Below are 25,081 nucleotides of genomic sequence, written 5' to 3' on the forward strand. Positions count from 1 at the left end.
AGTTACCTTGCCGGGCTTCACGGCTACCTCAAGCGACGCTGCTGTCTTGGTGCTGATCACAGCCCGTCCTCCAGCGGTCGCGCGGCTCACCCGCTCGCGGCGGGGGCGGGCAGCAGGCCGCGTTCGGCGAAGACCTGCTTGGCGATCGAGGTGGCGACCAGCGCCCGCGGCATCCCGCAGTAGACGGCCGCCTGCAGCAGCGCCTCGGTGATCTGCTCCGGGGTCAGCCCCGTGTTGAGCGCGATCCGCAGGTGCATCTTGAGCTGCGGCTCGCAGCTCCCCAGCGTGGTGAGGATGCCCAGGATGACGAGCTGCCGGTCGCGCGGCGGCAGCGCGGGCCGGTCGTAGATCTCGCCGAACGCCCAGGAGATCACCTGGTCGGCCAGGTCGGGGGAGACGTCGTCGAGGGCGGCGGTGACGTGGGCGCGGGCGGTGCCGTCCAGGCGGTCCAGGACGTTCTCGCCGTGTTTGCGGCGGTTCTGATCGGTCGTCATGTCATCCTCACCAGCGGACGTGGAGGCTGTCGGGGTGCCGGTAACGCCAGCCGTGGTAGGCGGGCGGCCGGTCGGGGTCGGGGCGCAGGCCGGGCAGGCGCTCCAGCAGCACCTCCAGGCTGATGCGGACGATCTCCGGCACGAAGTCGATGGCCAGGCACCGGTGCCGGGCGTAGCCGAGCGAGACGTGCGGGTGCGGCGTCCGGTACAGGTCGAAGCGGTCAGGGTCGTCGAACACGGTCTCGTCCCGGTTGGCGGAGGCGACGATGGCGGCGACCGGCGCGCCCTCCGGGATCGTCACGCCGGCCAGCGTGACCTGGTGGGGCGCCGAGCGCATGAGCGCGCCCACGGGCGAGATCCACCGCAGCGCCTCGTGCACGGCGGCCGGCAGCAGCGACAGGTCCGCCTTGACCGCCGCGTACTGCTCGGGACGACCGAACAGGCCGAGCAGCGCGTAGCAGGCCGCGACCGACGGCTCCTCGATGGCGCTCATGACCAGCCGCAGCGTCGGCAGCACCTCCTCCAGCGTGCGCGGGTTCCCGGGGGGCCGGCCGGCGTGGATGAGGTTGGACAGCGTGGACTGGTTGGGGTTCTTGGTGTAGCGCTCGACGGTGGGGGTCAGGGCGCGGTTGATCTCGGCGGCGGTGTCCTCGCCGAGCCGCTGCTTGGCGGGGTCGTGCTCGAAGTTGGTGATGCCGGTGTTGAGGCCGCGTGACCAGCGCAGGAAGATCTCCGGGTCCACCTGGTCCAGCCCGAGCACCTTGGCCTCGGACAGGACGGCGATGGGGCCGAGGTAGTCGCGCTTCAGCTCGGCCTCGCCGCGGCCGGCGATGGTCTCGGCGTACTTCTCCGACAGCCGGCGGACGTCGTCGGCGAAGAAGCGGTGCACGGTCTCGGTCGAGTAGTCCACGTCCACGCAGGCGCGCAGCTCGGCGTGGGCGTCGCCCTCGGTGCCGAGCATGTTGCCCGGCCCGCACACCTGGGCCACCAGGGACTGCGGGAAGTGAGTGGTGAACGACTGCGGGCGGCTGACCACGGCCACGACGTCGTCCCAGCGGGTCACCATCCACTGGTCGATCGCGGGCAGGAAGGCGACCGGCTCCTCCTTGCGCAGCCGGGCGTAGATCGGGTACGGATCCTCGTTGAGCTGGTCGAGCGTGATGCTCTCGGCGAAAGTGCTCATGGCGGCAGGTCCTCTCCGTGTGGGCGGGGTCAACGCGTCAGCGCGGTGAGCGGCTGCCGGGACGCGGGGCGGCCCGGGCCGCGCACCTCGCGCAGCGTGTCGCGCAGGTCGGCGAGCAGCCGGTCGGCGATGTCGAAGCTGAACCCGTTGCGGACGACGAAGCGCAGCACCGGGATCTCCTCCAGCGCGGGCGGCAGGTGGTAGGCGGGCACCTGCCAGCCCCGCCGGCGCAGCCGGTCGGACAGCTCGTGCGCGGTGCAGCCGAGGTCGGCGGCCGTCCTGACGGCGAACGCCGGCAGCTCGCCGCCGTCGGTCAGAGGTTCCAGGCCGCCGAGCCCGGCGATGCCGGCCGCCAGGTGGCGGGCGACGTCCTGGCAGGTCCGCTGGACGGCGCGGTAGCCGTCGAAGCCGAGCCGCAGGAAGTTGTAGTACTGCGCCGCGATGGGCGCGCCGGACCGGGAGAAGTTGAGGGTGAACGTCTCCTGCGGGCCGCCCAGCACGTCGGTGTGCAGCACCAGGTCGCCGGGCAGGTCGGCGGCGTCCTGCCAGACCACCCAGCCGACCGCCGGGTAGACCAGGCCGAACTTGTGGCCGGAGGCGTTGATCGAGCGCACCCGGGGCAGCCGGAAGTCCCAGGCCAGGCCGGGCTGGAGGAAGGGCGCGACGAAGCCGCCGCCGGCCGCGTCCACGTGCAGCGGCACGTCGAGGCCGCGCTCGGCCTCCAGCCGGTCCAGCGCGGCCGCGATGTCCGCGACCGGGTCGTACGCGCCGGTCTGGGTGGAGCCGAGCACGGCGACGACGCCGATGGTGTCGGCGTCGCAGCGGCTCACCACGTCCTCGGGGTCGAGCCGCAGGTCGGACGGGCCGCCGCGGCGGCGGATCGGCGCCCAGCGCGGCTCGACGTCCCAGTAGCGGCAGAACTTCGGCCAGCACACGTGCGTGTTGGTGCCGATGACGAGGTTGGGCCGCCCGCCCGCGCCGCCGCGCCGCCGCCGCCAGGCGAACTTCATCGCCAGGCCGCCGAGCATGGCCGCCTCGCTGGAGCCCGCCGTGGAGCAGCCGATGCCCTGGCCGGGGTCGTGCCAGAGCTCGCTCAGCATGTTGACGCAGCGCCCCTCCAGCTCGGCGACCTGCGGGTATTCCTCGCGGTCGACCATGTTCCTGTCGAGGCACTCGCCGATCAGCTCCTTGGCCTGCGGCTCCATCCAGGTGGTGCTGAAGGTGGCGAGGTTGAGGCGGGCGTTGCCGTCCAGCATGAGCTCGTCGCGGATGATCGCCAGGGCCGCGTCGGGATGCATGGGGCCGTCGGGGAGCCGGTAGCGCGGCACCCCGCCCTCGGAGATCAGTCCGCTGTAGAGCGGGTTGACGTGCAGGGCGGCGGCGTGACGGTCGGCGCCCGCCCTTCTGTGCAGGTTCGACATGGTCGGTCTCCCGTTCTGCGTACGGTTCGAGCCGCGGCCTGTCGTGCTGAGATCGCCACCGACAAGCCACCACCATTCGCGCAGGGAGAGGGCAAGGCAATCAGGACGGGGGTACTTCGTGAGGTCCCGCGAAAGGGGACGATGACCGTCCGTCAGAGAGAAATGCCTGGTGATCGGGTATGCCGATCAAGAAACGCGCGGTGACCAGTCCGGCCGGCGTCCCAGGTGGGCGAGGATGTCGTCGAGCGCCGAGCGGCCGGTCCGGTCGAGCGCGGGCGCGAACGCCGCGCCCGGCCTGAGGCGCGCCGGCCCGTCGGGCACGGCCTCCGCGACCGGCAGCGCGGCCGCCGTCAGCTCGTCCGGGAACCCGACCGGGACGCCGAGCGCTCTGGCCAGGTCCCAGGAGTGCACGATGATGCAGGCCCTCCTCCAGTCCCTCATCGCCGCCGAACTGCCGGTGCTGGCCGCGCACGACGTCACCATGTGGGGCTACGTCGTGCTCGGCGCGCTGGAGGACCAGGCGGTACGCACCCAGAACGCGCTCGCCGAGGCGATCGGGGCCGACAAGACCCGCATCATCGGCACGCTCGACCGGTTGCAGGCGGCCGGGCTCATCACCCGCGAGCCCGACCCGCGCGACCGCCGCGCCCGCGTCCTCGCGATCACCGAGCGGGGCCGCGCGGTGCGCGAGGCGGTGCGGGCCCGCATCCAGTCCAACGAGAACCGGCTGCTGGCCCGCCTGTCCCCGGCCGACCGCGCGGGTCTCCTGAACGCGTTGCGGACGCTGTCCGAGCTGCCGCGCGAGGAGATCACCGGGGCCGGTCGCCCGTGACCGCGCGCCGATCCCGGCGCCGCGCGCTCAGGCGCCCGCCGGGCCCGCGAACACCACCGGCCGCACCTCGATCCCGAGCCCCTCGACCCCGGCGTCCGGGATCAGCGCGGCCAGCTCCAGGGCCCGCTCGCGGCTGTCGCACTCCACCAGGTAGTAGCCGCCGAGGTGCTCCTTGGCCTCCAGGTAGGGGCCGTCCGTCACCGCCGGCACGCCGCCCCGCACCCTGACGACGGCGCTCTGCGACGGGTCGGCCAGCGCCACGGTGCCGACCAGCTCCCCGGACGCGCGGACGGTCTCCATGAACGCGCCGTGGGCGCTCATCACCTCCTCGCGTTCCGCCTCGGTCAGCGCGTCCCAGATCCGGGGGTTGTTGTGCATGATCAGCAGGTACTTCATCGCTTCTCCTCATGTCCGTCGGTCACCGGGTGGTCGGAGCCGTGCGCGGATTCTTGCGCCCCGGGCGGCAAGAATCCGCCCGGCGGCCGAACGGCTCGGATTCCACGCCGTGTCCGCCAGCGACCGGCTGCCCGTCCCCGCCGGGCCGCACTGGGGCAACGACGCGGGCCTGCCCGACGGGCACGTCTGGGACTCGCTGGAGCTGCTGACCTGGGCGGCGGCGCACACGCGGCGCCTGCGGGTGGCCACCGGCATCCTCAACACCATCTTCCACCAGCCCGTCGCGCTGGCCCGCAGGCTGGCCACGCTCGACCGGCTGTGCCAGGGACGGCTGGACGTCGGCTCGGCGCGATCACCCGCCCGACGATCGAGCGGGCCGCCCGCGTCGGGGACGGCTTCATCGCCGTGGCCGTGAACTGGGACGACACCCGGCGGCAGGTCCGCTGGTACCGGGAGGCGGGCGGCGCCGGCACCGTCGTGGTGAACGTCATCCCGGTGCGCCCGGGGCAGCGGGTCGCGGCCGCGACGTTCGCCGGCGCCGCGCTGCGCGAGCTGGAGCGGGCGGCGGAGGCGGGCGCGGACGAGTCGCACGTCGCGCTGCACCTGCTGCCCCACGGGCACGAGCGGCAGGTGGAGCTGATGGAGGCGCTGGCGGCCAAGCTCGGACTGCCCGGGTCCGGCTGAGCGGGAATGCCGTTCACCCGGCCGCGCCACCGCCGCGGGCCGTTCGCCCGGCCGCGGGGGCCGTTCGGCTCTGCCGCCCGGCGGCGTGTCGCGGTTAACGTCCAGTCCGTGGCCGCGCACCGGACCGCGCACCGGACCGCGCACCGGGCCGCGGCCGGGAGGGAGGCCGCCATGCCGGTCGAGGAACGCACGACACCACCACGACTTCCGCCCCGCCGGATCATCCGCCTGGCCTGGTCGGCGCACAGGGGCCTGTACCGGGTCTTCGGCGGGCACGCCGGCCTGTGGCGGCCGCGTGCCGGCCGCTGGGGCGCCCTGCACCTGACCACCACCGGCCGCCGCACCGGACGCCGGCGCGGCGTCATCATCGCCTACCTGGAGGACGGCCCCGACCTGGTCGCCCTGGCCATGAACGGCTGGGGACCGGGCGAGCCGTCCTGGTGGCTCAACCTCCAGGCGAACCCCGACGCGACGGTCCACCTCCGCGGCGGCCGGCGCCGGGTGCGCGCCCATGCCGCGACGGGCGGCGAGCGCGCCCGGTTGTGGGCCCGCTGGCGCGAGATCGACCCGCACCTGGACGCCTTCGCGGCGCTGCGGCCGACGGAGACGGCGGTGGTCGTCCTGAAGCCGTCACCCTGAGCCCCCGGTCAGCCCCGGAGCCCGTCACCCCGAGCCCCCGCGCCGTTCCGGAGACGCCGCCCCGGAGCCGTCACTCCGGGTGGCCCTCGGCCGGTTCCTGGGCGGTCGCGCGGGTGTAGCGGACGGCCAGGCGGCGCAGGTGCGCGATCAGCTCCGGCGGCCCGGTGACGTCGAAGTCCGCGTCGAGCAGCCCCAGGTGCACGGCGAGGGCCTCGATCGTGTCGGCGCCGGTGTGCAGCACGCAGGTGCGCTCGTCGAGGTGTTCGAGGGTGCCGGCCGCCGGGCTGATGCGGCCGGCGACGACCTCGGCCGGCGCGTGCACGGTGACCCGCGCCCGGTGCCGCCAGGCGGCGGCGGACACCCGGTGGGAGACGTAGCCGGCGACGTCGTCGTCGGGCAGGTCGCGGGGCGGGAAGCGGGGGCCGGTCGGGATGCGGGGCCGCAGCCGGTCCACGCGGAAGGTGCGCCAGTCCTCGCGCTCGACGTCCCACGCCAGCAGGTACCAGCGGCGGCCCCAGACGACCAGCCGGTACGGCTCCACGATCCGCAGGGTGGCCGCGCCGGTGTGGTCGTGGTAGTCGAAGCGCAGCCGTTCCCGGTCGCGGCACACCGCGGTCAGGGTGGTCAGGACCGACGGGTCGACGACGGGCCCGGGGTCGTCGCGCGGCACCGGCACCATGTACGTCTGCAGCGTGGCGACCCGGCGCCGCAGCCGCGACGGCAGCACCCGCTCCAGCTTCGCCAGCGCCCGCAACGACGCCTCCTCGATGCCGGCGACCGTGCCGCCGGTCGCGGCCCGCAGGCCGACGGTCACGGCGACCGCCTCCTCGTCGTCCAGCAGCAACGGCGGCAGCTGAGCGCCGGCGCCGAGCCGGTAGCCGCCGGCGGAGCCGCGCGTGGCCAGCACCGGGTAGCCGAGGCTGCGCAGGCGCTCCACGTCGGCGCGGACGGTCCGGCCGCTGACGCCGAGGCGTTCTGCGAGCTCGGCGCCGGTCCAGTCGCGCGGCGTCTGCAGGAGGGAGAGCAGCCGCAGGAGGCGGGCGGAGGTGTCCAGCATGAGGACCACCCTGCCGCACCCTCGTGGGGTGAGGCGCGGACCGGCGGTCAGGCCGGGCTCATGCCGCCTCGTCCCGCGGGTGGGCGTCGCCGATGAGCCCGAGGGCCAGGTCGTGCTCAAGGAGGGCCTTGAGGGCGCTGATCAGGAACGTGAAGCCGCCGGTGGCGTCGAGGGCGTGCCGCACGACCTCGTCGCCGCTGCCGGTGAAGCCGCTTTCGGTGATCTCGACGTACGTGCTGTCGCCGGGTGCGGGGGTGAATCGGAACTCCACTGTGGTGGGGTGGTCGGGGGTGTAGCCGCTCCAGGTGAACAGGACGCGGCTGTTCTCCTCCACCTCCTTCACGAGGACGTTCGTGGACGCGCCGTACATCTCCCATTCCCACAGCAGCTCCGCGCCCGGGGTCATCGTGCCGCGATCGCCTGGAACACCTCGGCCGGTCCGCGGCGGATGAGCATGCCGACCTTGGCCTCGGGCACGGCGGCATGTCAAAGGGCAGGCCGGTCAGCGCCCGGGGCGCGGGTTGAAAGTTTCATCGACACCGTGGTGCAGGTCGCAGGGCGTCATGTGGTCCGCGACCAGCCCTCTTCAGGCCGCCGCGCCTGCACGGGCTGCCGGCTCCGGCGAGCGGTGCTCCACTTGAATCTTTCCGGGGCCGAGCCGGCATGCGATTCTGCCGTCGAGAATCGCCCGAGCCCGGCACTCGAAGGAAGGGAACTCATGATCGCCGGTAACCTGGCTCGACGGGCGCTGGCGGTCGGCGCGACGCTGGCCACCACCGCCGCGATGGTCGTGGTCGCGCAGCAGCCCGCCGCCGCCTCGGCCCTGACGCTCAACGGCACGGTGGACTGCCTCAACGTCAACTACTCGGGCGACACCCGGGACTGGTACGCCTCGTACGTCGCGGTCGCCTCCTCACCGCCTTCGTACAGCGTGGCCGTGCCTGTCAGCTCGATGGTCGCGAACCCGGCGAACCACTCGTGGTCGTTCACCATCAGCCTCCCGGGCGGGAGCACGGCGGTGAGCGTGTCGGCCATCTGCAGCGGCGGTCACCAGTACGACCAGGTCGGCTGGACCAACGGGCCGGCGATCAGCATCCCCTCCTGGGCCACGACCCTCAACGCCACCTGGGGCTGCTCGACGCAGCAGGTCTACCCCGGGCCCTATATCACGGGCTGCAGCGCGCAGTCGTCCTCGTACAGCTGAACGCCCCTCTCCCGCGCGGCCGCCGGCCGCCGCTCGTGGCGAAGCCGCCCCTACATGAGCCAGGTGTACGGGCGGCTTCGGATGTGGTCACGCGCTGGTGCAGGTGTATCCGGAGGGCAGGGCGGTGTTGCCGTTGGGCCTGCTCGCCTGGAAGCCGAAGCTGGTGGTGCTGGCTCCCGGTGCGAGCGTGCCGTTGTGGCTGACGCTCCTGGCCGTGACGGTCTGCCCGCTGGTGGTGACGGTGGCGTTCCAGGAGCCGGTGAGCGTGTGCCCGGCCGGGAGCGTGAACGTGACCGTCCAGCTGGTGGTCGTCGCGGTGCTGGTGTTGGTGATGGTCAGCGGCTGGATCACGTAGCCGGTGCCCCATTGGCTCTGCACGGTCGGGGTGGCCGTGCAGGTTCCGGTGGTGCCGCCCTGCGTGGTGACCTGGACGGTGTTGGACACCGGCGAGAGGTTGCCGGCGGCGTCCCGCGCGCGGACCTGGTAGCGGTAGGTGGTGCCCGCGGTCAGGCCCGTGTCGCTGAACGAGGTCGTGGCCGAGGTGCCGACCTGGGCGAAGGTGCCGCCGGTGGCTCCGGGCGCGCGCAGGATGTCGTAGCCGGCCACCCCGACGTCGTCACTGGACGCGGTCCAGGACAGGTCGGTGCCGGAGGCGGTGGTGCCGGAGGCCGCCAGCCCGGACGGGGCGGTGGGCGGTGTGGTGTCGCCGCCGGTGGAGGCCGTGGTGAACGTGACGAACGCGGAGTTGGCCGACAGGTTGCCCGCGCCGTCGCGTGCCCGTACGTAGACCTGGTACTGGGTGTCGGCGGTCAGCCCGGTCAGGGTGATCGAGTTGGTGGTGGACTGGCCGAGCAGGGGGTCGGTGGTGCCCGTGACCCGGTAGACGTTGTACCCGGCCAGGCCGGAGCCGCCCTGGTCGGTGGAGGCCGTCCAGCTCAGGGTGGCGCTGGTGGCGGTCACGTTGGAGACGGCCGGAGTGCCCGGAGCGGTCGGCGGGGTGGTGTCGGTCGTGCTCTGGAACTGGTTGAAGAAGTTCCACACCACGCCCTTCGTCCAGGTACGGGCGCCGTCGTCGGCTGTGGACCCGTCCACGGGGCCGGGGGTGTGGCCGCCGTCGAACGCCGCCCACACGACCGGGTACCCGGACCGGCAGCCCGAATAGGCGGTGACGACGTGCGTCAGGCTGCCCTGCGCCGGTTCGGGCGGGTTCTGGGAGGTGCAGCCGTTGTTCCTGACGAACGTGTCGCGCAGCGACCGGCCCAGCGAGATGTTCAGGACGTTGTCCCTGAGGCCGTGCAGCCCGATGTAGGCGATGGGCTGGGTGCCGCCGCTGCACCCGCTGAGCTGCGCGCCGGAGTAGACCGCGACCGCGCGGAAGACCGTCGCCCGGGCGCAGGCCAGGGCGTAGCTCATGCCGCCGCCGTAGCTGAAGCCGCCGGCGAACAGCTGCGTGGTGTCGACGCACAGGTCCGCCTCGATCAGCCTGATCATGTCGTCGACGAAGGTCAGGTCCTCGCCGCCGGAATTGGCCCAGCCGTTGTTCAGGCCCTGCGGGGCGACGAAGATCGCGGTGTTGTTGGCCAGTTGCCTGAGCCCGTAGTAGGACCAGGTGAATCCGCTGGTCCCGCCCGAGTCGACGTCGTTGGCGGTGCCGCCGTTCCAGTGGAAGCCGAAGATCAACCGGTAGGGGTTGGCGTTGTTGTAGTTGTCGGGGATCCTCAGGATGAAGGAGCGGGTCCGGCCGCTGCTCTGGATCGACTGCGTGCCGCTCCTGAGCGTCGGGGTCTTGCCGCATCCTGCGGTCGCGGCGGCGGCGCTCGCCGTGCCGGACGTGGTCGCGCTGCTGCTCAGCGCCGTGCCGCCGGTGGCCATCACGAGAAGCACCGTCGCGGCGAGAGCGGCGAGGACGGATTTGCCCCGCGACATCACACACCTGCCTGTGGCGCCGCCGGGAGGGACGGCGCCAGGGCCTTGGTTAGCGTTAACATGAGCTGGATCAGTCCTCTCGTCCGTGCACGTCATTGGTGCGGCGGAAAGGGTGTGACGGAGATCGTGTTATCGCTCACATCCCCCTCTGCCGAAGGATGGTGCGACGGAGCAAATATGAGGCGTGCGGTCCCGTCAAGGCGCGGCCCGCTCCTCCGGGCCGGACGGACGGCGTCCATGCCCCTCTTGCTCGGAAGATGTCGCGAGGATCGAGGTGAAACTTTCAAGTCCATGGACGGGTTCGTTCCCTCCTATTAGGAGCGGTTTCTTCCTAATGGGGTGACAGGGTGGGATTCATGACGGAGATCCGCGAGTTTCGCATCGACATCCCGCAGGCCGACCTGGACGACCTGGCCGAGCGCCTGGACCGGGTCCGCTGGGCCGACGAGCTGCCCGACGCCGGCGACGACTACGGCGTCCCGCTGCACTACCTGCGCGGCCTCGTACGGCGGTGGCGCGAGGAGTACGACTGGCGCGCGTGGGAGGCCAGGCTCAACGCCCACCCGCAGTTCACCACGACCATCGACGGGCAGAGCGTGCACTTCCTGCACGTCCGCTCACCGGAGCCGGACGCCACGCCGCTGCTGCTCACGCACGGCTGGCCGACCACGGTCGTCGAGTACCTGGACGTGATCGGCCCGCTCAGCGACCCGCGCGCCCACGGCGGCGACCCGGCCGACGCCTTCCACCTGGTCATCCCCTCGGTGCCCGGCTTCGGCTTCTCCGGCCCCACCCGCGAGCGCGGCTGGAACCGCTACCGCATCGCCAGGGCGTGGGCCGAGCTGATGCGCCGCCTCGGCTACGGGCGCTACGGCGCGCACGGCAACGACGGCGGCTCGCTCATCTCGCCGGAGGTCGGCCGCTGCGACCCCGAGCACGTCGTCGGCGTGCACGTCACCCAGATCTTCTCCTTCCCCTCCGGCGACCCCGCCGAGCTGGCCGGGCTGTCCGAGGAGGACGGCAAGAAGGTGGAGTTCCTGCGCTGGTGGACGGAGAACGGCGGCGCCTACGACAAGCTGCAGTCCACCGCGCCGCAGACGCTGGCCCACGCGCTGGCCGACTCGCCGGTGGGTCAGCTCGGCTGGAACGCCCAGCTGCTCGGCCCGAACCTCGACCCCGACTACGTGCTGACCAACACCATGATCTACTGGCTCACCAACACGGCGGCGTCGTCCGCCCGCCTCTACTACGAGGACTTCCACGCCGCCGACAAGCCCGCCGAGCCCACCACCGTGCCGCTCGGCCTGGCGAACTTCGCCTGGGACTTCCAGTCGATCCGGCCGTTCGCCGAACGCGACCACAGCAACATCGTGTCCTGGCACGTCTACGACAAGGGCAGCCACTTCGCCGCGCACGACGCGCCCGACCTGCTGATCGAGGACATCCGCGGCTTCTTCCGCCGGTTCCGCTGACCCGCCGCCCCGGCGGGGCCGTCAGCCGACGACGAAAGGCAGCCTCGCGCCCAGCTCGCCCAGCGCGGCGCGCTCCTGGCCGGTCGGCGGCCGGCGTCCGGTGCCGACCAGCAGGGCGTCCCGGTCGGAGAAGGACGCGGGGAACGGGGCGCCGGCGATCTGCTCCAGCATCCAGCGGGAGCGGGCGAGCCCCTCCGCGGGCGGCCCGGCCACGTCCGGGAGATGCGCGACCAGGTCGAGGTGGTGCAGCGTCCACTCCAGGACGTACGCGGACAGGTAGTCGCCCGCGGTGAGGACCACGTCGCGGGTGGCGACCCGCAGCGCCGGATCGGCCAGCGCGGCGGCGCGGCCGGCGGCGGAGCCCACGTCGTCCAGGTGGAACTTCAGCAGCCGGGGCTCCTCGTACGCGGCGGCGAGCCGCACGATCAGCGCGTCGAGCGGGTCCTCACCGGTGGGCGAGGTCGAGGTGACCTCCCAGTAGGTGACCGCGTCGCGGGTGGGCTCGGAGCCGGCGGGGGTGACGAGGGTGATCAGGACGTCCTGGGCGTCGATGACCAGATGGCACACCAGGTCCCTGACCAGCCACCCGGCGCAGCCGGAGGGCTCGGCGAAGGCGTCGTCCGGCAGGCCGGCGACCGCCGCGCGCAGCGCCGCCCACGACCGTGCGAAAAGATCCATCCCGGCACGGTAGTGCGGCGGCCCGGCGCCGGACAACCGGGGGCGGACGTCACAGGTAGCCGGCCGTGCTGGTAGCCGGCCGGGAACGGCTCGCCAGGGCTGCGGCGGTCGCGGCGGCGAGCGCCGGTCCGGTCGCCAGGGCCACGAACGACCACGCCACGAAGGCCAGCCGCTCAGCTCGCCCATGGCGAACCCGAGCGGCCGCCACCGCCGTCGCCACCGCCGTCGCCACCGCCGTCGCCACCGCCGTCGCCACCGCCGTCGCCACCGCAGCCGTCGCACCACCGTGCGGTCCCTGAAGCGGCACAGGCCCGCCACGACGGGCCGCTCCTCGGGAGCGACCTCGGCCAAGACGTCGCGCACCACGTCGCGCACCACGTCGCGGACCCTGCTCCCGCCCGCCGCGGGACGGCGTTCCGTTCCGGCTTCCGTTGTCCCTCCCCGTACGCACGGCCACCACCGTGAGTATCGACTCAGTGACGCGATGACGCCAGCAGGGGACGGGGAGGGGCTGGGGGAGAATGGCGGCGTGATCGAGTCAGGGGCGCTCGCCGCCGAAGCCGGGTACGGCCCCGGCGAGCCGATCGTGGCCGGGGTGCGGCGCGGCGAGGCCGAGCCCGTGCTGCTGGCCCAGGGGGTCGCGCCGGACGGCCGGCCGCTGACCGCGACGACGCTCGTCTACGCCGCGTCGCTGGCGAAGCAGATGACCGCGGCCTGCGCGGCGCTGCTGGTCAGGGGCGGCACCCTGGACCCGGAGGAGCCCCTGGCCGACCGCCTCCCGGAGCTGCCGGCGTGGGCCGCAACGGTCCGGCTCCGGCATCTGGTCCACCACACGTCGGGCCTGCCCGCCGGCACCGCGCCCGGCGATCTCCTGCCCGCTGACGCGACCGCCGACCGGACCACCTCCGCCGTCATGGACGCGCTCGCCCGCCTCCCGGAGCTGCGCCGGCCGCCGGGCACGGCCTTCGTCTACTCCAACGCCGGCTATGTCTGCCTGGCGGCGGTGATGGAGCGGGCGGCGGGCCTGCCGCTGTCCGAGCTCGCCCAGCGCGACCTGTTCGGCCCGCTGGGCATGGCCGACACCCGCCACTGGTCCGGGCCGGGGCCCGCGCCGCCGGGCGCCGCGCCGCTCGCCCCTCCGCACCCCGCCCCGCTGTCCCTGGGCGACGGCGGGGTCTGGACGACGCTCCGCGACCTGCTGCGCTGGGGCCAGGCGCTCAACGCCGACGCGCTCGGCGTCGCGGAGCTCCTGCAGACCCCGGGACGCCTCGACGACGGGACGCCGCTCGACTACGCGTGGGGCATGGGCGTCCGCTCCTGGGCGGGGCGCCGCGTCTACCGGCACGGCGGCAGCTGGGCGGGGCTGCGCGCCCTGCACGCCCGCGTGCCCGAGCTGGACCTGACCGCCGTCGTCGTCGCGCTCGGCGACGACACCGAGCGCCGCGTGCCGCTCATGGACGCCCTGCTCACCGCCGCGGCGGAACGGCCGGGCGAGGGCGGTCACGAGCGGCGGCGGTGAGAGGGCGTCTCTGAGATCCAGTTCTTGATCTTGCCGGGATGGCCTGCCTTCCAGTGTCAGCCCGCTCCCGGGGCGCGGGCGAACTCGGGCAACGTGTCGGCTACGTCAATCGGTCGTGCCGGCGTGCACGGCGATGATGCGCCAGCCGTGCGTCTCGTCGTACAGCCACGTACGCGTGTAGCGCATCCTGGCCGCGAACGGCGCACCGGAGACGGTCCCTTCGAGGGTGCCGAGGAACCACGTCACCCCGGTGCGCCCATCGACGAGCACGGTCAGCTCCTCCTCGGCCACCTTCGTCAGCACCTGCGTCCGGGTGCGGTGCAGCTCCAGGTCGTCCGCCTTGGTGGCGACGTTCGCACCGAAGGTGAAAATCAGCCGATCATCCAGCAGCCGATCCAGCGCCTCGACATCTCCAGCGAGCTGCGCGGCCTGAAGCCGGCGCTCGGCGTCCCGCAAGTCTTCCATCATGAGGTCCACCCTCCCAGCCGGCGCCGTGTCCGCGCCAGGACGTTCACGCTCGGCTGATCTTTGCGGTCCGCTCCAGGGACTCCGATCGGCGGCGGCCGTCGATCAGAGCGTCGCGCGCGATTCGCGACGGTCGAGGATTCACCGCACCCTGTGCACGGCCTTCTTCGCCGACCTGCCGGGATACACCACGACCAGGTGCTCCTCCAGCGGCGCGTCCGGGTCGTCCGCGTCCCACGGCCGGGTGCGGGCGTGTACGCGCAGGCGGTAGTGCCCGGGACCGGCGACGGCCAGGTTCGGCAGCGGCCCGGCCGCCCCGCTGCCGCCGCCCTCGGGGTAGGGCGGGACCACCAGGCGGCCGCTGCGGCTGGTGATGCCCACCTCCACCACCCGGTCCCAGCCGGTGAGCCGCAGCGGCGGGGCGGCGTCGAACGCCTTGACGGTCAGGCACATCGCCGTGTTCTCGGAGCCGGTCAGGATGGCGGCGCTGCTGCCGGCGACGTCGATGAACCCGTCGTCGACGGCGGCGAAGGGGTCGGCGGCGAACTCCTCGCGGTCGTCGAAGACGGCGTAGCCGCCGCCTTCGAACAGCATGTACGCGGCCGTGCCCTGCCGCCTGGCCCGCGTCCTGGGCCAGGGGTCGGCGCAGCGGGCGTTGGCCGCCGCCTTCCACTCGGCCACTTCCCGGTCGCGCTCGGCCTGCCGGCGGGCCGCGTCCGCCTGCCGCCGGGCTTCGAGGCCGGGGCACAGGTGGTCCAGGGCCGCAGCCAGCTCGGCGGTGTCGCCGCTGCCGCCCGCCCGCCGGTGCCGCGCGTCGCGCTCCCGGTCGCCGGGCAGGGCGCACAGCTCCTCGCCGCGGGCCAGGACGCGCTGGTCCGGCAGGTCCTCGGGGAACAGCGGCGCCGTCGTGAAGGTCTCGCCCCTGGCCAGGCAGAGGAACGAGCGCCGCCGCTCCTCGACGCCGAGGCCGGCCGCGGGCCGCAGCCGGTCGCGGCAGCCGTCGTCCGGCGCGGTGTAGGTGAGCCGGACGCCCTCCTCCGCGCCGACCACGGCCAGCGGCAGCGCGAGCACGGCGGCGACGAGCCCGCGCGGCACCCGCCCGCCCCCGGCCACCGCGACGCCACCCCCACCCAGCCGCGCGGCCGACCCGTCCGCCCCGGCCCCGTCCGCCCCGGCCCCGTCCGCAGCGTGGCTTTGGGCCGCGAGCTCGTGCGCTGTGCGTGCCTGCCACACGACGCCCAGCCCGCCGAGCGCGTGCACCGCCACCTCCAGGCCGCCGGACCACGGCCGCCCGAGGTCGAGCAGGGGGCCGCCGGCCTGCGAGGCGAGCAGGGCGATCCAGCCGATGCTCGTCGTCGCCGGGCTGAAGCGCCCGTCGTGGTGCTGGCCGGCGAGGATCATCGCCCGGCAGCCGACGGCCGCCAGCCCCGCCCAGAACAGCGCCGTCAGCGTCGTGCCCGTGGCGAACAGCCGCAGCACCCCGGCGAGCAGGCCGGCCAGCCCGAGCGCGACGGCGACCACCCGGAACCGGGCCGTGACCCCGGACAGGACCCGCACCAGCAGGACCACCGTGGCGGCCGACACCGCCAGCCCGGCGGCGTACGCCACATGCTCGGACAGGTCGTCGAGAAGCTCCCACAGCACCAGCTCACCGGCGACGTCGGCGTAGAGCAGGCGGCGCAGCCACACCACCTCGCCCGGCCGCACCACCGCGCGCCCCGGCGCCCCGGCGCGCGGCAGCGCGGGGCCGCGCAGGATCTGCCACAGCGACCACCCGTCCAGCACGCAGACCGCGGCGTACAGCGGCCACAGCCCGGCGTCCCACCACACCACGGGCGTGATCGGCGCGAGCCCGACGAGCGCGCGCCCGCCGCCGAGCGCCATGGCGACGGCGACGGCGGTCAGGTAGAGCGCGACGGCGACGGCGGCCGCACGCCCGAAACGGTGGCGGGCGACGGCCCGGAGCAAGACGGCGATGCGGATGATCGTAATGGACCGCGCACTCCGGTCAGCCCGGGTCGAGGTAGGACAGGACGGCGGCCACCCGCCGGTGCACGTCCCCGCTGTTCTCCAGCCCCAGCTTGGTGAAGATGGAGTTGACGTTCTTCTCCACCGACGACACCGACAGGTGCAGGACCCGCGCGATGGCCGGGTTCGAGCGGCCCCGCGCCATCTCGCGCAGCACGTCGCGTTCCCTGGGGGTCAGCGCCTCGGGCCCGCCGCGGACGTCGCGCCTGGCCAGCAGGCCCTCCACCACCTTCGGGTCGATGACCGAGCCGCCCGAGGCGACCGCGCGGATCGCGCCCAGCAGCTCGTCCAGGTCCCCCACGCGGTCCTTCAGCAGGTACGCGAACCCCTCGGTGCCCTGCCTGAACAGCTCGACGGCGAACAACGCGTCCGCGTACTGCGACAGCACCACGACGCCGACGCGCGGGTGCAGGGCCCTGATGCGGTGCGCGGCGTCGATGCCCTCGAAGCCCTGCCGCCACGCGCCGCCCGGCATGCGGATGTCGGTGACCACCACGTCGGGCGCGAGCCGGCGTACGGCGTCGAGCAGGTCGTCGGCGTCGCCGACCGCGCCGACGACGCGCACCTCGCCCGAGGTCTCCAGCAGCTGCCGAGTGCCCTCCCTGACGAGGTAGTGGTCGTCGGCCACGACGGCGCGGATCCGGTCGTCAGTCATCGGCCGGCACCCAGGCGCGCACGCTGGTCCCCTTTCCCTGGCGGCTGTCGAGGGCGAGGCCGCCGCCCAGCGCGCCGAGCCGGTCGGCCAGCGTGGCCAGCCCCCGCCGGGCGGCGGAGTCCGGCAGGCCCCGGCCGTCGTCGGTGATCGCCGCCCGCAGGCGGCCGCCCGCCTGCGACAGGCGTACCTCTATTCTTCCGGCCGCGGCGTGCTTGAGCGCGTTGGCGACGGCCTCGCTGACGGTGAAGTAGAGCGCGCCCTCGATCTCGTCGGGGAAGCGGCGGGCGCGCAGCCCCGGGTCGGCGACGACGGTGGTGGGCACGGGCAGCCCGGCGCAGCGCTCCTCCACCGCCTCCACCAGGCCGCCTTGGCTGAGCGCCGAGGGGTGGATGCCGGCGGCCAGTTCCCGCAGGTCGGCGAGGGTCTGGCGGGCCTGGTCACGCAGGCGGGCGAGCTGCTGCGGGCCGGCGCCGGCGGCGCGGGCCAGTTCGAGCCCGGCGATGAGGGCGACGAGCTGCTGCTGCACGCCGTCGTGGATGTTGCGCTCGATGCGCCGGCGCTCGGCCTCCTGGGCGCCGACCAGGCGGGTGAGCAGGCCGGCGTTCTGGATGGCCAGCCCGGCGGGCACGGCGAGGGCGTGGAGCAGGCGGCGGTCCTCCGCGCCGAGCCGCCCGGCGTCCTTGGGGCCGCATTCCAGCAGGCCGAGCCCGCCCCGCACGGGGACGGCGAGCACGGCCGGGCCCTCCTCGCGGCCGGCGACCACGCGGGTGCCGTCGGCCAGCGTGACGGCCGCCCACCGGGTCTGCAGCCCAGCGCGGACCGCCGCCGCCAGCCGGCCGAGCTGCGCGGCGGGCTCGGGCGTGTCCTCCAGGGCGGTGCCGAGGTCGTGCAGCACCTCGTCCACGGTGGGCCGCAGGTCGAAGACCAGGCTCAGCCGGGAGCCGCGCAGCCCGAAGCGGATGTCCAGCAGGCGGTGCCGCATGACGGCGACGATGAGCGCGCCGGGCAGCGCCCCGAACCCGGCGACGAAGCCGAGCGCGCCGCTCACCCACGAGCCGCCCCCGTAGCCGTACAGGAGCACCAGCGCCATCCCGGCCATGGTCAGGACGGCGCCGGCGACCATGCAGGCGTACTGGCCGCGCTCGGCGGGCCCGGCGCGCCGCCACCGCACGACGAGCCCGCCCGCCACGACCAGCGCGGCGGCGGTCACGATGAGCTGCCCGGCCGCGCCGGCCAGCGCGCCGGTCAGCGCGACGGCGGTGTTCGGCTCGTACGGCCGGTGCACGGTGTACCCGGACGCGACGAGCCCGGCCGCATGGGCGGCGGTCCCGGCGGCGGCGATCCAGGCGAGCGCCCGCCAGCGGCGTCCGGGCAGCCGGCCCTCGGGGAACAGCAGCGGCACGAACACCCACGCCAGCGCGTAGAACACGGCGAGCAGCCCGAGCGGGAGCGAGGCGAGCGGCGGCCGCGCGTCCGTCCTGATCGTCAGGCCCATGCCGAGGAGGCTCAGCCCGAGGCAGAGCGCCGTGGCCTGCACGAGCCAGCCGTAGCGGACGTCGGGCCGGCGGCTGGTGAGCAGCCAGCCCAGGGCGGGCAGCAGCGCCCAGAACAGGACAGGCCACCACTGCCGCGGCGGGACCGACGGCCCGCTCTGCAGGATCACGCCCACGACCGCGCTGCCTGCCGCTGTCGTCGCCAGCAGCCCGGCCACCAGCCTGGAACTCATGGGTCACCATCGTCGCCGACGGCCGGGCCGGGCGTCCATGCGGTTGTCCGCACTCTCCGTGCGGCCGGCCGCACCTTCGACGACGGCGGCCGGCCGGGTGGCCGCGCCGGGCCGGGCTCGCTTGCCTGGGAAGCACATCGCCGTCCGAAGGAGCCCATCATGACCCTGCCGTCGAAGACCGCGCGGACCCTGGCAGCGGCCCTGCTGGCCACGGGCCTGGCAGCCTGCGCCGCCGGAACCCCCGCAGGCGCCGCCGTCACCCCTGCCGCCACGCCCACACAGTCCACCCCCACCGGAGCCCCCGACACCCCGGCGGGACGGCAACTGGGCTGGCTGCTCGACGCCGCCGCCCGCCTGCCGGTCCCGGACGCCGAGCTGGCCCGCCACTTCGCGGCCGGCTTCCTCCAGCAGATCCCGCCCGCCCGCGTCAACCAGGCGCTGGCCGCGTACGCCGGGATGCGGCTGGACCGGCTGGCAAGTTCCCAGGACCGCTCGGTGCAGGCGCTCGTGGTCGCGGGCGGCAAGGCCGCCACGCTCGCGCTCACCGTGGACGGCGCGGGCCTGATCGACTACCTGCTGTTCGGCGCGCCCGCCCCGACGAGCTGGGCCGAGCTGGAGCGGCGGCTGCGCGCGGCGGCGCCGCAGGCGGGGTTCCTCGCCGCCGAGCTGACCGGCGGCGGCCGCTGCCGCCCGGTCCACGCGCTCGCGCCGGCCACCACCAGGCCGCTCGGCTCGATGTTCAAGCTGTACGTGCTGGGCGCCGTGGCCGAGCGGATCCGGCAGGGCGCGTTCGGCTGGGACACCCCGATCACGATCCGCCCGGAGCTGAAGAGCCTGCCCGCGGGCCGGCTCCAGGATCGCCCGGACGGCAGCACGGTGACGGTGCTGGAGGCCGCCCGGCTGATGATCTCCATCAGCGACAACACGGCCGCCGACCTGCTCATCCACCAGGCCGGCCGCGCGGCCGTCGAGCGGACCGTGCGCGCGTGGGGCGGTGACGCCGCGCGCGACGTGCCGTTCCTGACGACGCGGGAGCTGTTCGTGCTCAAGGGCGCGGACTACCCGCACCACGCCCGGCGCTACCTGTCGCTCGGGACGGCGGAGCGCCGCCGCTACCTGGCGCGGGTGGTGGACCGGGTGCCGCTGTCGGCCGTCACGCCGTGGAACGAGCCGCGCGAGCTGGACCGGCTCGAATGGTTCGCCACCCCGGCCGGGCTCTGCCGCGCCTACGCGGGCCTGGCGGAGCTGCGGGACCCGCGCATCGGCGAGATCATGTCGGTCAACGACGCCGGGCTCGGGCTGGACCCGGCGCGGTGGCCGCGGGTGTGGTTCAAGGGCGGCTCGGAGCCGGGCGTGCTCGGCCTGAGCTTCCTGGCCCGCACGGCCGAGGGCCGGACGTACGTGGTGGCCCTGATGGGCGTCAGCCCGGAGGCGCCCTTCGACGAGCGGACGACCGGCTTGGAGCTGGTCGCCCTCGCCCGCGGCGCGTTCACCCTGGCCGCCGGCTGACCGGCGCGGCGGTCAGGCGGCGGCGAGCATGGCGTGCAGCCATCCGGTGAAGCGGTCCAGGCCCCGCTCCAGGTGTTCCAGGGCGGCGCTGCCGACGATCGCCCCGTCGCAGCCGGGCGGGAGGCGTTCGAGGTCGGCGGGGCTCGACAGGCCGAACGCGCAGCACACGGGCAGGTCCGGCCGTTCGGCCGCGACGGCGGCCAGCTTGGCGGCCACCTGTCCGGGCCCGGCGTCCCACTGGCCGGTGCGCGCGCCCATCGCCAGGTAGACGAAGCCCGCGCCGTGGCCGAGCACGTCCCGCTCGCCCGGGGTGAGGCCGGGCGCGCCGGCCCGCAGTGCGGGGACGAGGAACGCGCCGTGCCCGGCCGCCGCCGCGGCCCACGCTTCCGGGGCGGGGGCGGAGTGCTCCAGCAGGAGCCCGGCCGCGCCCTCCGCCGGGATCCGCCACTGGTCCGGCGCGGGCCAGGCCGACTCGTAGACGACGGCCACCCGGGGGCCGGCCGCCGCCAGCCAGTCGCGGCGGCCGGCCGCGTCGGGGTGGGCGAGCAGGTGGCCGAGCGCGCGGGCGATCACCGGCCCGGTGCGCGGCGACCAGGTGGGCGCCGCGATGACCGGGAACTCCACGAAGGCGACCCCGGCGGCGACGGCGGCGCGCACGGCCGCGACGCTGGTGGGCCAGTCGGGGTAGCCGGGCACCAGGTAGAGGCCGAGCGCGCGGCGCGGCCCCGACCTGATCGCGCGGCCCAGCTCCAGCGCCGCCGCGACGCCGGCGGGGGCGCTCACGCCGCCGCCTCGCCCTCGTCCAGCAGGGCCGACACGCGCAGCGCGCAGTAGCTCTCCCACAGCGTGGACCCGCGGCCCGGCCCGCCGCCGCGGACGCCGTAGCCGCCGTCGTCGTTGCGCAGCCCGGCCACGTACGCCCGCAGCGCCTCACCCGCGACCGGCACCCCGGCCAGGCGGGCGGCGCGCAGCCCCCAGTACTGGGCGGCGAGCGACGGCCCCGCCGGGTCGCCGGGCCGGAACAGGAACAGGCCGTCGCGCAGGCAGGCGGCGACGAACGCGCGGTGCTCGGCCGGCGCGCTCCAGCCGGTCAGCAGGCCGAGCATCAGCACGCAGCAGTAGGTGCGCTCGATGTCCGGCGCGGCGCCGGGCAGCAGCCCGAAGCCGCCGCCCGGGTCGGCGCAGGCCCGCACGAACGTGGCGACCCGGTGCGCCTGCCCGGCGTCCAGGCTCTGCCCGGCGAACTCCATCGCCCGCACCGCGTAGAACAGCTCGTCCACGTCGAGCCGGACGTTGCCGCTCGGCCCGAACACGACGCCGCTCAGCCAGGTCGCGAGCTGCGGCGTCAGCCGGCGCGGGTCGCCGGCCAGGGCGAGCACCTTGGTCGCGTAGTAGGTGGCGTCGAGCGCCGGCTCGGGCCGGTCGGGGGAGCCGGCGTAGGCTCCCGAGCTGCGCAGGCAGGCCGCGACGAGGGCCAGGCCCTCCTCCTTGACCCGCGGCGCGAGGTCCAGCATCGCGCGGAGCTCGGTGGCCCAGCGCAGCGCCTCCATCGTGGGCTGCGTCCCGCCGCGCTCCACGTACAGGCCGGGCGCGGGGGAGCGGCCGCGCAGGAACGTCTCAATCGTGCCGGTCATGGATCATCCGTTCTGGTCGCTTCATGGACAGCTCGATCCGGCGCGCGAAGGGCCGCGCCGCGTACAGGAAGGCGGCCATGGCGGCGGCGACGCCGGCCAGCAGGCCGTACGCGCCGCCGCCCAGCCGCTCGAACAGCAGCGCCCCGGCCAGCGGCCCCACGATGAACCCGAGGTCCGACAGCAGGCCGAACACGCCGAACACCCGGCCGAGCGCGGCCTCGGGGACCACGCCGACGCCGCGGCGGGCCACCACGTACAGGACCGGCTGGGTGAGCATGAACAGCAGGAACGCGCCGCCGAGCGGCCCGGCCGAGGGGGCGGCCGCCAGCCCGGCGAGCCCGCGGCGGCCACGGCGAAGGCCGCCGCGCCCAGGGCGGCCGGCGGCACCCGCTCGGCCAGCCGCCCGCCGGCCACGGCGCGGCCACGGCGAAGACGACCAGGCCGAGCCCGAACAGCGCGGCCGTGAGCCGCAGGCCGTCGCCCCCCAGCCGGTCGAGGTGGAGGGGCAGGGTGGGCTCCAGCGCGGCGTAGACGGCGTTGCTGACCAGGTCCGTCAGGCCGAAGACGACGACGAGCGCGACGAGCGGGCCGCGCGCCGGCGCGGCGGGAGCCGGCTCCGCCGGGCGCGGCGCGTCCGCCGGGCCTTCGGCCGCGCGCCCGGCGGCGGCCACGAGCAGCGCCCCGGCCAGCGTGAACGACGCCAGCCGCCCCGCCAGGAACACGCCGGAGAACCCGAGCACCGGCCGCAGCAGCCCGACGAGGACCGGGCCGAGCGCCATGCCGGAGACGGCCGCCCCGCCGAACCAGCCGAACGCCCGCCCCGCGCCGAGCCCGGCCCGCCGGCTGAGCGCGGTGACCAGCCGGTACAGCGGCGGCATGGCGAAGCCCTCGGCGGCGCCCCAGAGCAGCCGCAGCGCCACCAGGGCCGGGCCGGTCGAGGCGTGCCCGGTGGCGGCCACCGCGGCGGCGGCCGCCACCAGCCAGCCCGCCGCCGCCCAGGCCGGCCGCCTCGGCAGGGCGTCGGCCAGCAGCCCGCCGAGCGGCTGGGTCAGCGCCTTGGCCAGGGCGAACCCGGCGAAGGCCAGGCCGACGGAGGCCGCGTCCATGCCGAGCCGGCCGGTCAGCTCGGGCACCAGCGGGATGAGCATCGTGTAGGCGATGTTCATGATCCCGGCGGCGACGAGGACGGCCGCGAGGCGCCGCCGCGCGTTCACCGCAGCCCCATGAACGCCGCCAGGCGCTCGTGCATGACGGCCAGCCGGGGCGCGTGCGCGGCCGCGGCCTCCGGGCCCGGCGCGTAGTAGAGCGACCACAGCTCGGTGCCGGTGAAGCCGTAGCGGCGTTTGAAGGCGTAGCTGCCCCTGCCGAACTCGACCCGGCGCACACCCCTGGCGGGCGCGCCGGCCAGGATCTCGTACAGCAGGAACAGGTAGGGGCTGTACGCGCGCAGCGCCGCGTAGTCGATGCCGCCCGCCCACAGGTGCAGCACGCCGTCGTGCTCGACGGTCAGGAAGGCGGCGAGCGTGGCTCCGCCGAGGTCGGCGCAGACGACGGCGGCGCCGGGCAGCGCGGCCACGGCGGCGAACGTGGCCGCGTCGTACAGCGGCTCGATGCCGTGCCTGACGGCGGAGTCGTTGGCCAGCCGCAGGGCCTCGGGCAGCCGTCCGGCGTCCCGCGTCATGGTGAGGCCGCGTTCGCGGGCGCGCCGCCACCGGCGCCGCCATTCGACGCGCTCGTCGCGCGGCAGGGCCGCCAGCACGCCGTCGACGCCGTCGCGCACGTCGCAGGAGTAGGCGACGTCGAGCCGGATCACCGCGTCGGGCTCGCGGACCGCGCGCCAGCGCCGGGCGCAGGAGCGCGGCAGGTTCGCGACGAGCAGCCCGGCGGTGGCGTGGGCGCGGGCCCGCCCGGCGGCCTCCTCCAGCGTCCTGGCGATCTCGGCGGGCGCGGTGAGGTGGGTGGGGCCGTACACCGAGTACAGCGACGGCAGGTAGGCCATGGGCCCGTCCCACACGGCGGGCGTGCCGGCGTCGCGCTGGTAGCCGTTCCAGAAGGGGGAGTCCAGGACCAGCGCCGGGCCGCCCGCCGGGCCGCCGGGCAGGCGGCGCTCGGGGGTGACGTCCGGCCACCGGCCGCTGTGGTAGAGGCTGACCCGCCCGTCCCAGTAGTCGGCGCTCATCCGCCGGCCAGCCCGAAGATGTCGCTCTGCGGCGGCAGCCCGGCGACGCCCAGCTCGGCGAGGACGGGGGCGGGCGGCGGGTTCTTGGGGGCGCAGGCGTCCAGCAGCAGCGCCGTGGAGCCGCCCTGGAACATCCGGTACAGCTCCGTGGCCGCCACCGCGGCCGCCGCCATCGGGTCGGCGGCGCACTGCCGGGTGTGGCGGGCCAGCTCGACGCAGAGCCGCATCGCCAGCGTGAACGACGTCACGTCGGCCGGCTCGCGGCGCACCCGCCCGTCGCCGGCGGCCACCGTGTACGGCTTGGGCAGCGACTCCACCAGGTCGCAGGCGTAGACGCCGAAGTCCGCCGGCCCGGCGGCGGGCCCGTCGCGCAGCAGGTGCCAGCTCATCAGGTAGTTGAGGTAGCCGAAGATGCGCGGATTGCGGCTGGTCAGGAAGAACGTGGCGGCCCGGCCGGCCTGGCGGCGGGCGAGCGGGGTGACGACGGTGCCGTAGCAGCCGGTGTCGACGAACGCGGCGGGCCGCGCCGGGTCGAGCCGCCCGGCCAGGTACGCCTCGAGCTGCGGCGACCCGAGCAGCCGGCGCGGCACGTCGAGCAGCGACAGTTCGAGGCCGGCGGCCTGCGGCATGTGGCGGGCCGCGGCGTAGAACGGCAGGCCGTCCCTGCCGAGGAAGACCACCTGCCGGTACCCGGACTGGCGGCACCACTCCAGCGCCCACCAGGTGAAGCCCACCCACACCGGCAGCCACGGCCGGGCCCGCAGGACCAGCCGCTCGGCGGCGGCGGCGAGCCAGCCGGGCAGGTCGCCGCCCGGCTCGGGGCACAGCAGCCGCGCCAGGCGCTCGACCTGCGCGGGGCCGAGGTCGCCAGGCGCGGCCAGCGCGGCGCGGAACTCCCGCTCGGCCTGTTCGCCGGTGGGCGGCTCGCGGCCGGTCAGGGCGGTCCAGGCGGTGAGCAGGACGCGGTTGGTCAGGCGGCTGCTGCTGACGTAGTCGGGCTCGGTCACGGCCGGGCCGGCCAGCTCCTCGATCAGCTCGACGACGTCCGGCCCGGCGGCGACGCTCATGGCCGCGCCACCTGGGCGGCCAGGTCGAAGTACGTCTCCAGCGGGAGGGCCAGGAACGACTCCGTGCGCATGGCGCCCGACTGGGCGATGATCGACATGGCCGCGAACGCCTCCGGTGGGCCGCCCTCGACGTCCAGGACGAGCAGGTAGTCGTGGCGGCCGAGCAGGTTCCAGGCGTGCCGGACCGTGACCGCGCGGGCGCGCAGCCGTTCGGTCAGCGCCGCGAACCGTTCGCCTTCTTCGGCCTCGGTCAGGCACGCCTCGTCCGTGGCGGTGCCGAGAACGACGAGCTGCATGGTGCCGGTCCCCCCTT

General features: G+C 75.1%; 28 protein-coding genes. 8 read left to right on the forward strand and 20 right to left on the reverse strand.

Annotated elements, in window-relative coordinates; all coding sequences use genetic code 11:
* Positions 1 to 86: 86 nt before the first annotated feature.
* The 4 genes from MF672_RS16660 to MF672_RS16675 all read right to left on the reverse strand — a co-directional run bounded on the left by MF672_RS16660 (position 87) and on the right by MF672_RS16675 (position 3,509).
* Complete coding sequence (locus tag MF672_RS16660) at positions 87 to 494, reverse strand: carboxymuconolactone decarboxylase family protein (protein WP_242378283.1); 408 nt, start codon at positions 492 to 494, stop codon at positions 87 to 89.
* A gap of 7 nt (positions 495 to 501) precedes the next feature.
* On the reverse strand, positions 502 to 1,677 hold the full coding sequence (locus tag MF672_RS16665) for a cytochrome P450 (RefSeq protein WP_242378282.1): 1,176 nt from the start codon (positions 1,675 to 1,677) through the stop codon (positions 502 to 504).
* Positions 1,678 to 1,706: 29 nt separating this feature from the next.
* Positions 1,707 to 3,098, reverse strand: a complete 1,392-nt coding sequence (gene gad, locus MF672_RS16670) for a glutamate decarboxylase (protein WP_242378280.1) — start codon at positions 3,096 to 3,098, stop codon at positions 1,707 to 1,709.
* 186 nt (positions 3,099 to 3,284) lie between these two features.
* On the reverse strand, positions 3,285 to 3,509 hold the full coding sequence (locus MF672_RS16675) for a DinB family protein (protein ID WP_242378278.1): 225 nt from the start codon (positions 3,507 to 3,509) through the stop codon (positions 3,285 to 3,287).
* Position 3,510: 1 nt separating this feature from the next.
* Between MF672_RS16675 and MF672_RS16680 the strand changes: the two genes are divergently transcribed.
* Positions 3,511 to 3,930 (forward strand): MarR family winged helix-turn-helix transcriptional regulator, encoded by a 420-nt coding sequence (locus tag MF672_RS16680; protein ID WP_242378276.1) that lies wholly within the window; start codon positions 3,511 to 3,513, stop codon positions 3,928 to 3,930.
* A gap of 27 nt (positions 3,931 to 3,957) precedes the next feature.
* Here MF672_RS16680 and MF672_RS16685 read toward each other — a convergent pair whose 3' ends face one another.
* Positions 3,958 to 4,326, reverse strand: coding sequence for a YciI family protein (locus tag MF672_RS16685; RefSeq protein WP_242378273.1), 369 nt, complete (start codon positions 4,324 to 4,326; stop codon positions 3,958 to 3,960).
* Positions 4,327 to 4,435: 109 nt separating this feature from the next.
* On the opposite strand from MF672_RS16685, the gene MF672_RS16690 reads away from it, so the two are divergent.
* The 3 genes from MF672_RS16690 (at position 4,436) to MF672_RS16700 (ending at position 5,649) form a co-directional block, all read left to right on the forward strand.
* Positions 4,436 to 4,741 carry an LLM class flavin-dependent oxidoreductase gene (locus MF672_RS16690; protein WP_242378270.1) on the forward strand — a complete coding sequence of 102 codons (306 nt, stop codon included), beginning with the start codon at positions 4,436 to 4,438 and terminating at the stop codon, positions 4,739 to 4,741.
* The gene (locus MF672_RS16695) at positions 4,738 to 5,010 is read left to right on the forward strand and encodes a hypothetical protein (RefSeq protein WP_242378267.1); all 273 of its coding nucleotides are present in this window, start codon (positions 4,738 to 4,740) and stop codon (positions 5,008 to 5,010) included. Before MF672_RS16690 ends, MF672_RS16695 begins: the two co-directional genes overlap by 4 nt.
* 108 nt (positions 5,011 to 5,118) lie before the next feature.
* Positions 5,119 to 5,649: a nitroreductase/quinone reductase family protein gene (locus tag MF672_RS16700; RefSeq protein WP_242378265.1), complete on the forward strand. Its 531-nt coding sequence runs from the start codon at positions 5,119 to 5,121 to the stop codon at positions 5,647 to 5,649.
* A gap of 70 nt (positions 5,650 to 5,719) precedes the next feature.
* Here MF672_RS16700 and MF672_RS16705 read toward each other — a convergent pair whose 3' ends face one another.
* The gene (locus tag MF672_RS16705; protein WP_242378264.1) at positions 5,720 to 6,706 is read right to left on the reverse strand and encodes a helix-turn-helix transcriptional regulator; all 987 of its coding nucleotides are present in this window, start codon (positions 6,704 to 6,706) and stop codon (positions 5,720 to 5,722) included.
* A 58-nt stretch (positions 6,707 to 6,764) separates the two neighbouring features.
* Positions 6,765 to 7,112 carry an SRPBCC domain-containing protein gene (locus tag MF672_RS16710; protein ID WP_242378263.1) on the reverse strand — a complete coding sequence of 116 codons (348 nt, stop codon included), beginning with the start codon at positions 7,110 to 7,112 and terminating at the stop codon, positions 6,765 to 6,767.
* Between the two features lie 312 nt (positions 7,113 to 7,424).
* Here MF672_RS16710 and MF672_RS16715 point away from each other — a divergent pair, with 312 nt between their 5' ends.
* Complete coding sequence (locus MF672_RS16715) at positions 7,425 to 7,910, forward strand: hypothetical protein (RefSeq protein ID WP_242378262.1); 486 nt, start codon at positions 7,425 to 7,427, stop codon at positions 7,908 to 7,910.
* An 87-nt stretch (positions 7,911 to 7,997) separates the two neighbouring features.
* Here MF672_RS16715 and MF672_RS16720 read toward each other — a convergent pair whose 3' ends face one another.
* On the reverse strand, positions 7,998 to 9,836 hold the full coding sequence (locus MF672_RS16720; protein WP_242378261.1) for a fibronectin type III domain-containing protein: 1,839 nt from the start codon (positions 9,834 to 9,836) through the stop codon (positions 7,998 to 8,000).
* A 356-nt stretch (positions 9,837 to 10,192) separates the two neighbouring features.
* Between MF672_RS16720 and MF672_RS16725 the strand changes: the two genes are divergently transcribed.
* The gene (locus MF672_RS16725; protein WP_242378260.1) at positions 10,193 to 11,308 is read left to right on the forward strand and encodes an epoxide hydrolase family protein; all 1,116 of its coding nucleotides are present in this window, start codon (positions 10,193 to 10,195) and stop codon (positions 11,306 to 11,308) included.
* A gap of 21 nt (positions 11,309 to 11,329) precedes the next feature.
* Here MF672_RS16725 and MF672_RS16730 read toward each other — a convergent pair whose 3' ends face one another.
* Both MF672_RS16730 and MF672_RS16735 read right to left on the reverse strand, forming a co-directional pair.
* The gene (locus tag MF672_RS16730) at positions 11,330 to 11,986 is read right to left on the reverse strand and encodes a maleylpyruvate isomerase N-terminal domain-containing protein (RefSeq protein ID WP_242378258.1); all 657 of its coding nucleotides are present in this window, start codon (positions 11,984 to 11,986) and stop codon (positions 11,330 to 11,332) included.
* A gap of 49 nt (positions 11,987 to 12,035) precedes the next feature.
* Positions 12,036 to 12,254 (reverse strand): hypothetical protein, encoded by a 219-nt coding sequence (locus MF672_RS16735; protein WP_242378256.1) that lies wholly within the window; start codon positions 12,252 to 12,254, stop codon positions 12,036 to 12,038.
* 261 nt (positions 12,255 to 12,515) lie between these two features.
* Here MF672_RS16735 and MF672_RS16740 point away from each other — a divergent pair, with 261 nt between their 5' ends.
* Positions 12,516 to 13,505 (forward strand): serine hydrolase domain-containing protein, encoded by a 990-nt coding sequence (locus tag MF672_RS16740; RefSeq protein ID WP_242378254.1) that lies wholly within the window; start codon positions 12,516 to 12,518, stop codon positions 13,503 to 13,505.
* A gap of 105 nt (positions 13,506 to 13,610) precedes the next feature.
* On the opposite strand, the gene MF672_RS16745 is transcribed toward MF672_RS16740, so the two are convergent.
* The 4 genes from MF672_RS16745 to MF672_RS16760 all read right to left on the reverse strand — a co-directional run bounded on the left by MF672_RS16745 (position 13,611) and on the right by MF672_RS16760 (position 18,379).
* Complete coding sequence (locus MF672_RS16745; RefSeq protein ID WP_242378338.1) at positions 13,611 to 13,973, reverse strand: nuclear transport factor 2 family protein; 363 nt, start codon at positions 13,971 to 13,973, stop codon at positions 13,611 to 13,613.
* 138 nt (positions 13,974 to 14,111) lie between these two features.
* Positions 14,112 to 15,938: a hypothetical protein gene (locus tag MF672_RS16750; protein ID WP_247815260.1), complete on the reverse strand. Its 1,827-nt coding sequence runs from the start codon at positions 15,936 to 15,938 to the stop codon at positions 14,112 to 14,114.
* A 40-nt stretch (positions 15,939 to 15,978) separates the two neighbouring features.
* Entirely contained in the window at positions 15,979 to 16,653 is a 675-nt protein-coding gene (locus MF672_RS16755; protein WP_247815261.1) for a response regulator transcription factor, read from the reverse strand.
* Positions 16,646 to 18,379, reverse strand: a complete 1,734-nt coding sequence (locus MF672_RS16760) for a histidine kinase (RefSeq protein ID WP_242383790.1) — start codon at positions 18,377 to 18,379, stop codon at positions 16,646 to 16,648. The genes MF672_RS16755 and MF672_RS16760 overlap by 8 nt, the downstream gene beginning before the upstream one ends.
* A gap of 159 nt (positions 18,380 to 18,538) precedes the next feature.
* Between MF672_RS16760 and MF672_RS16765 the strand changes: the two genes are divergently transcribed.
* Positions 18,539 to 19,888, forward strand: coding sequence for a serine hydrolase (locus tag MF672_RS16765; protein ID WP_242383791.1), 1,350 nt, complete (start codon positions 18,539 to 18,541; stop codon positions 19,886 to 19,888).
* Between the two features lie 12 nt (positions 19,889 to 19,900).
* Here the strand turns inward: MF672_RS16765 and MF672_RS16770 are convergent, their stop codons facing one another.
* From MF672_RS16770 to MF672_RS16795, 6 genes are read right to left on the reverse strand one after another with little or no spacing between them, the layout of a single operon-like run.
* Positions 19,901 to 20,671, reverse strand: coding sequence for a tryptophan synthase subunit alpha (locus tag MF672_RS16770; RefSeq protein WP_242383792.1), 771 nt, complete (start codon positions 20,669 to 20,671; stop codon positions 19,901 to 19,903).
* Positions 20,668 to 21,522, reverse strand: coding sequence for a prenyltransferase/squalene oxidase repeat-containing protein (locus tag MF672_RS16775; protein ID WP_242383793.1), 855 nt, complete (start codon positions 21,520 to 21,522; stop codon positions 20,668 to 20,670). Before MF672_RS16775 ends, MF672_RS16770 begins: the two co-directional genes overlap by 4 nt.
* Entirely contained in the window at positions 21,519 to 22,736 is a 1,218-nt protein-coding gene (locus tag MF672_RS16780; RefSeq protein ID WP_247815262.1) for an MFS transporter, read from the reverse strand. The genes MF672_RS16775 and MF672_RS16780 overlap by 4 nt, the downstream gene beginning before the upstream one ends.
* Positions 22,733 to 23,701, reverse strand: coding sequence for a GNAT family N-acetyltransferase (locus MF672_RS16785; RefSeq protein ID WP_242379839.1), 969 nt, complete (start codon positions 23,699 to 23,701; stop codon positions 22,733 to 22,735). Before MF672_RS16785 ends, MF672_RS16780 begins: the two co-directional genes overlap by 4 nt.
* The gene (locus MF672_RS16790; protein WP_242379842.1) at positions 23,698 to 24,768 is read right to left on the reverse strand and encodes a hypothetical protein; all 1,071 of its coding nucleotides are present in this window, start codon (positions 24,766 to 24,768) and stop codon (positions 23,698 to 23,700) included. Before MF672_RS16790 ends, MF672_RS16785 begins: the two co-directional genes overlap by 4 nt.
* Positions 24,765 to 25,064, reverse strand: coding sequence for a GYD domain-containing protein (locus tag MF672_RS16795; RefSeq protein WP_242379844.1), 300 nt, complete (start codon positions 25,062 to 25,064; stop codon positions 24,765 to 24,767). Before MF672_RS16795 ends, MF672_RS16790 begins: the two co-directional genes overlap by 4 nt.
* Positions 25,065 to 25,081 lie beyond the last annotated feature (17 nt).

The sequence above is a fragment of the Actinomadura luzonensis genome (genome assembly GCF_022664455.2).
Classification (GTDB): Bacteria; Actinomycetota; Actinomycetes; order Streptosporangiales; family Streptosporangiaceae; genus Nonomuraea; species Nonomuraea luzonensis.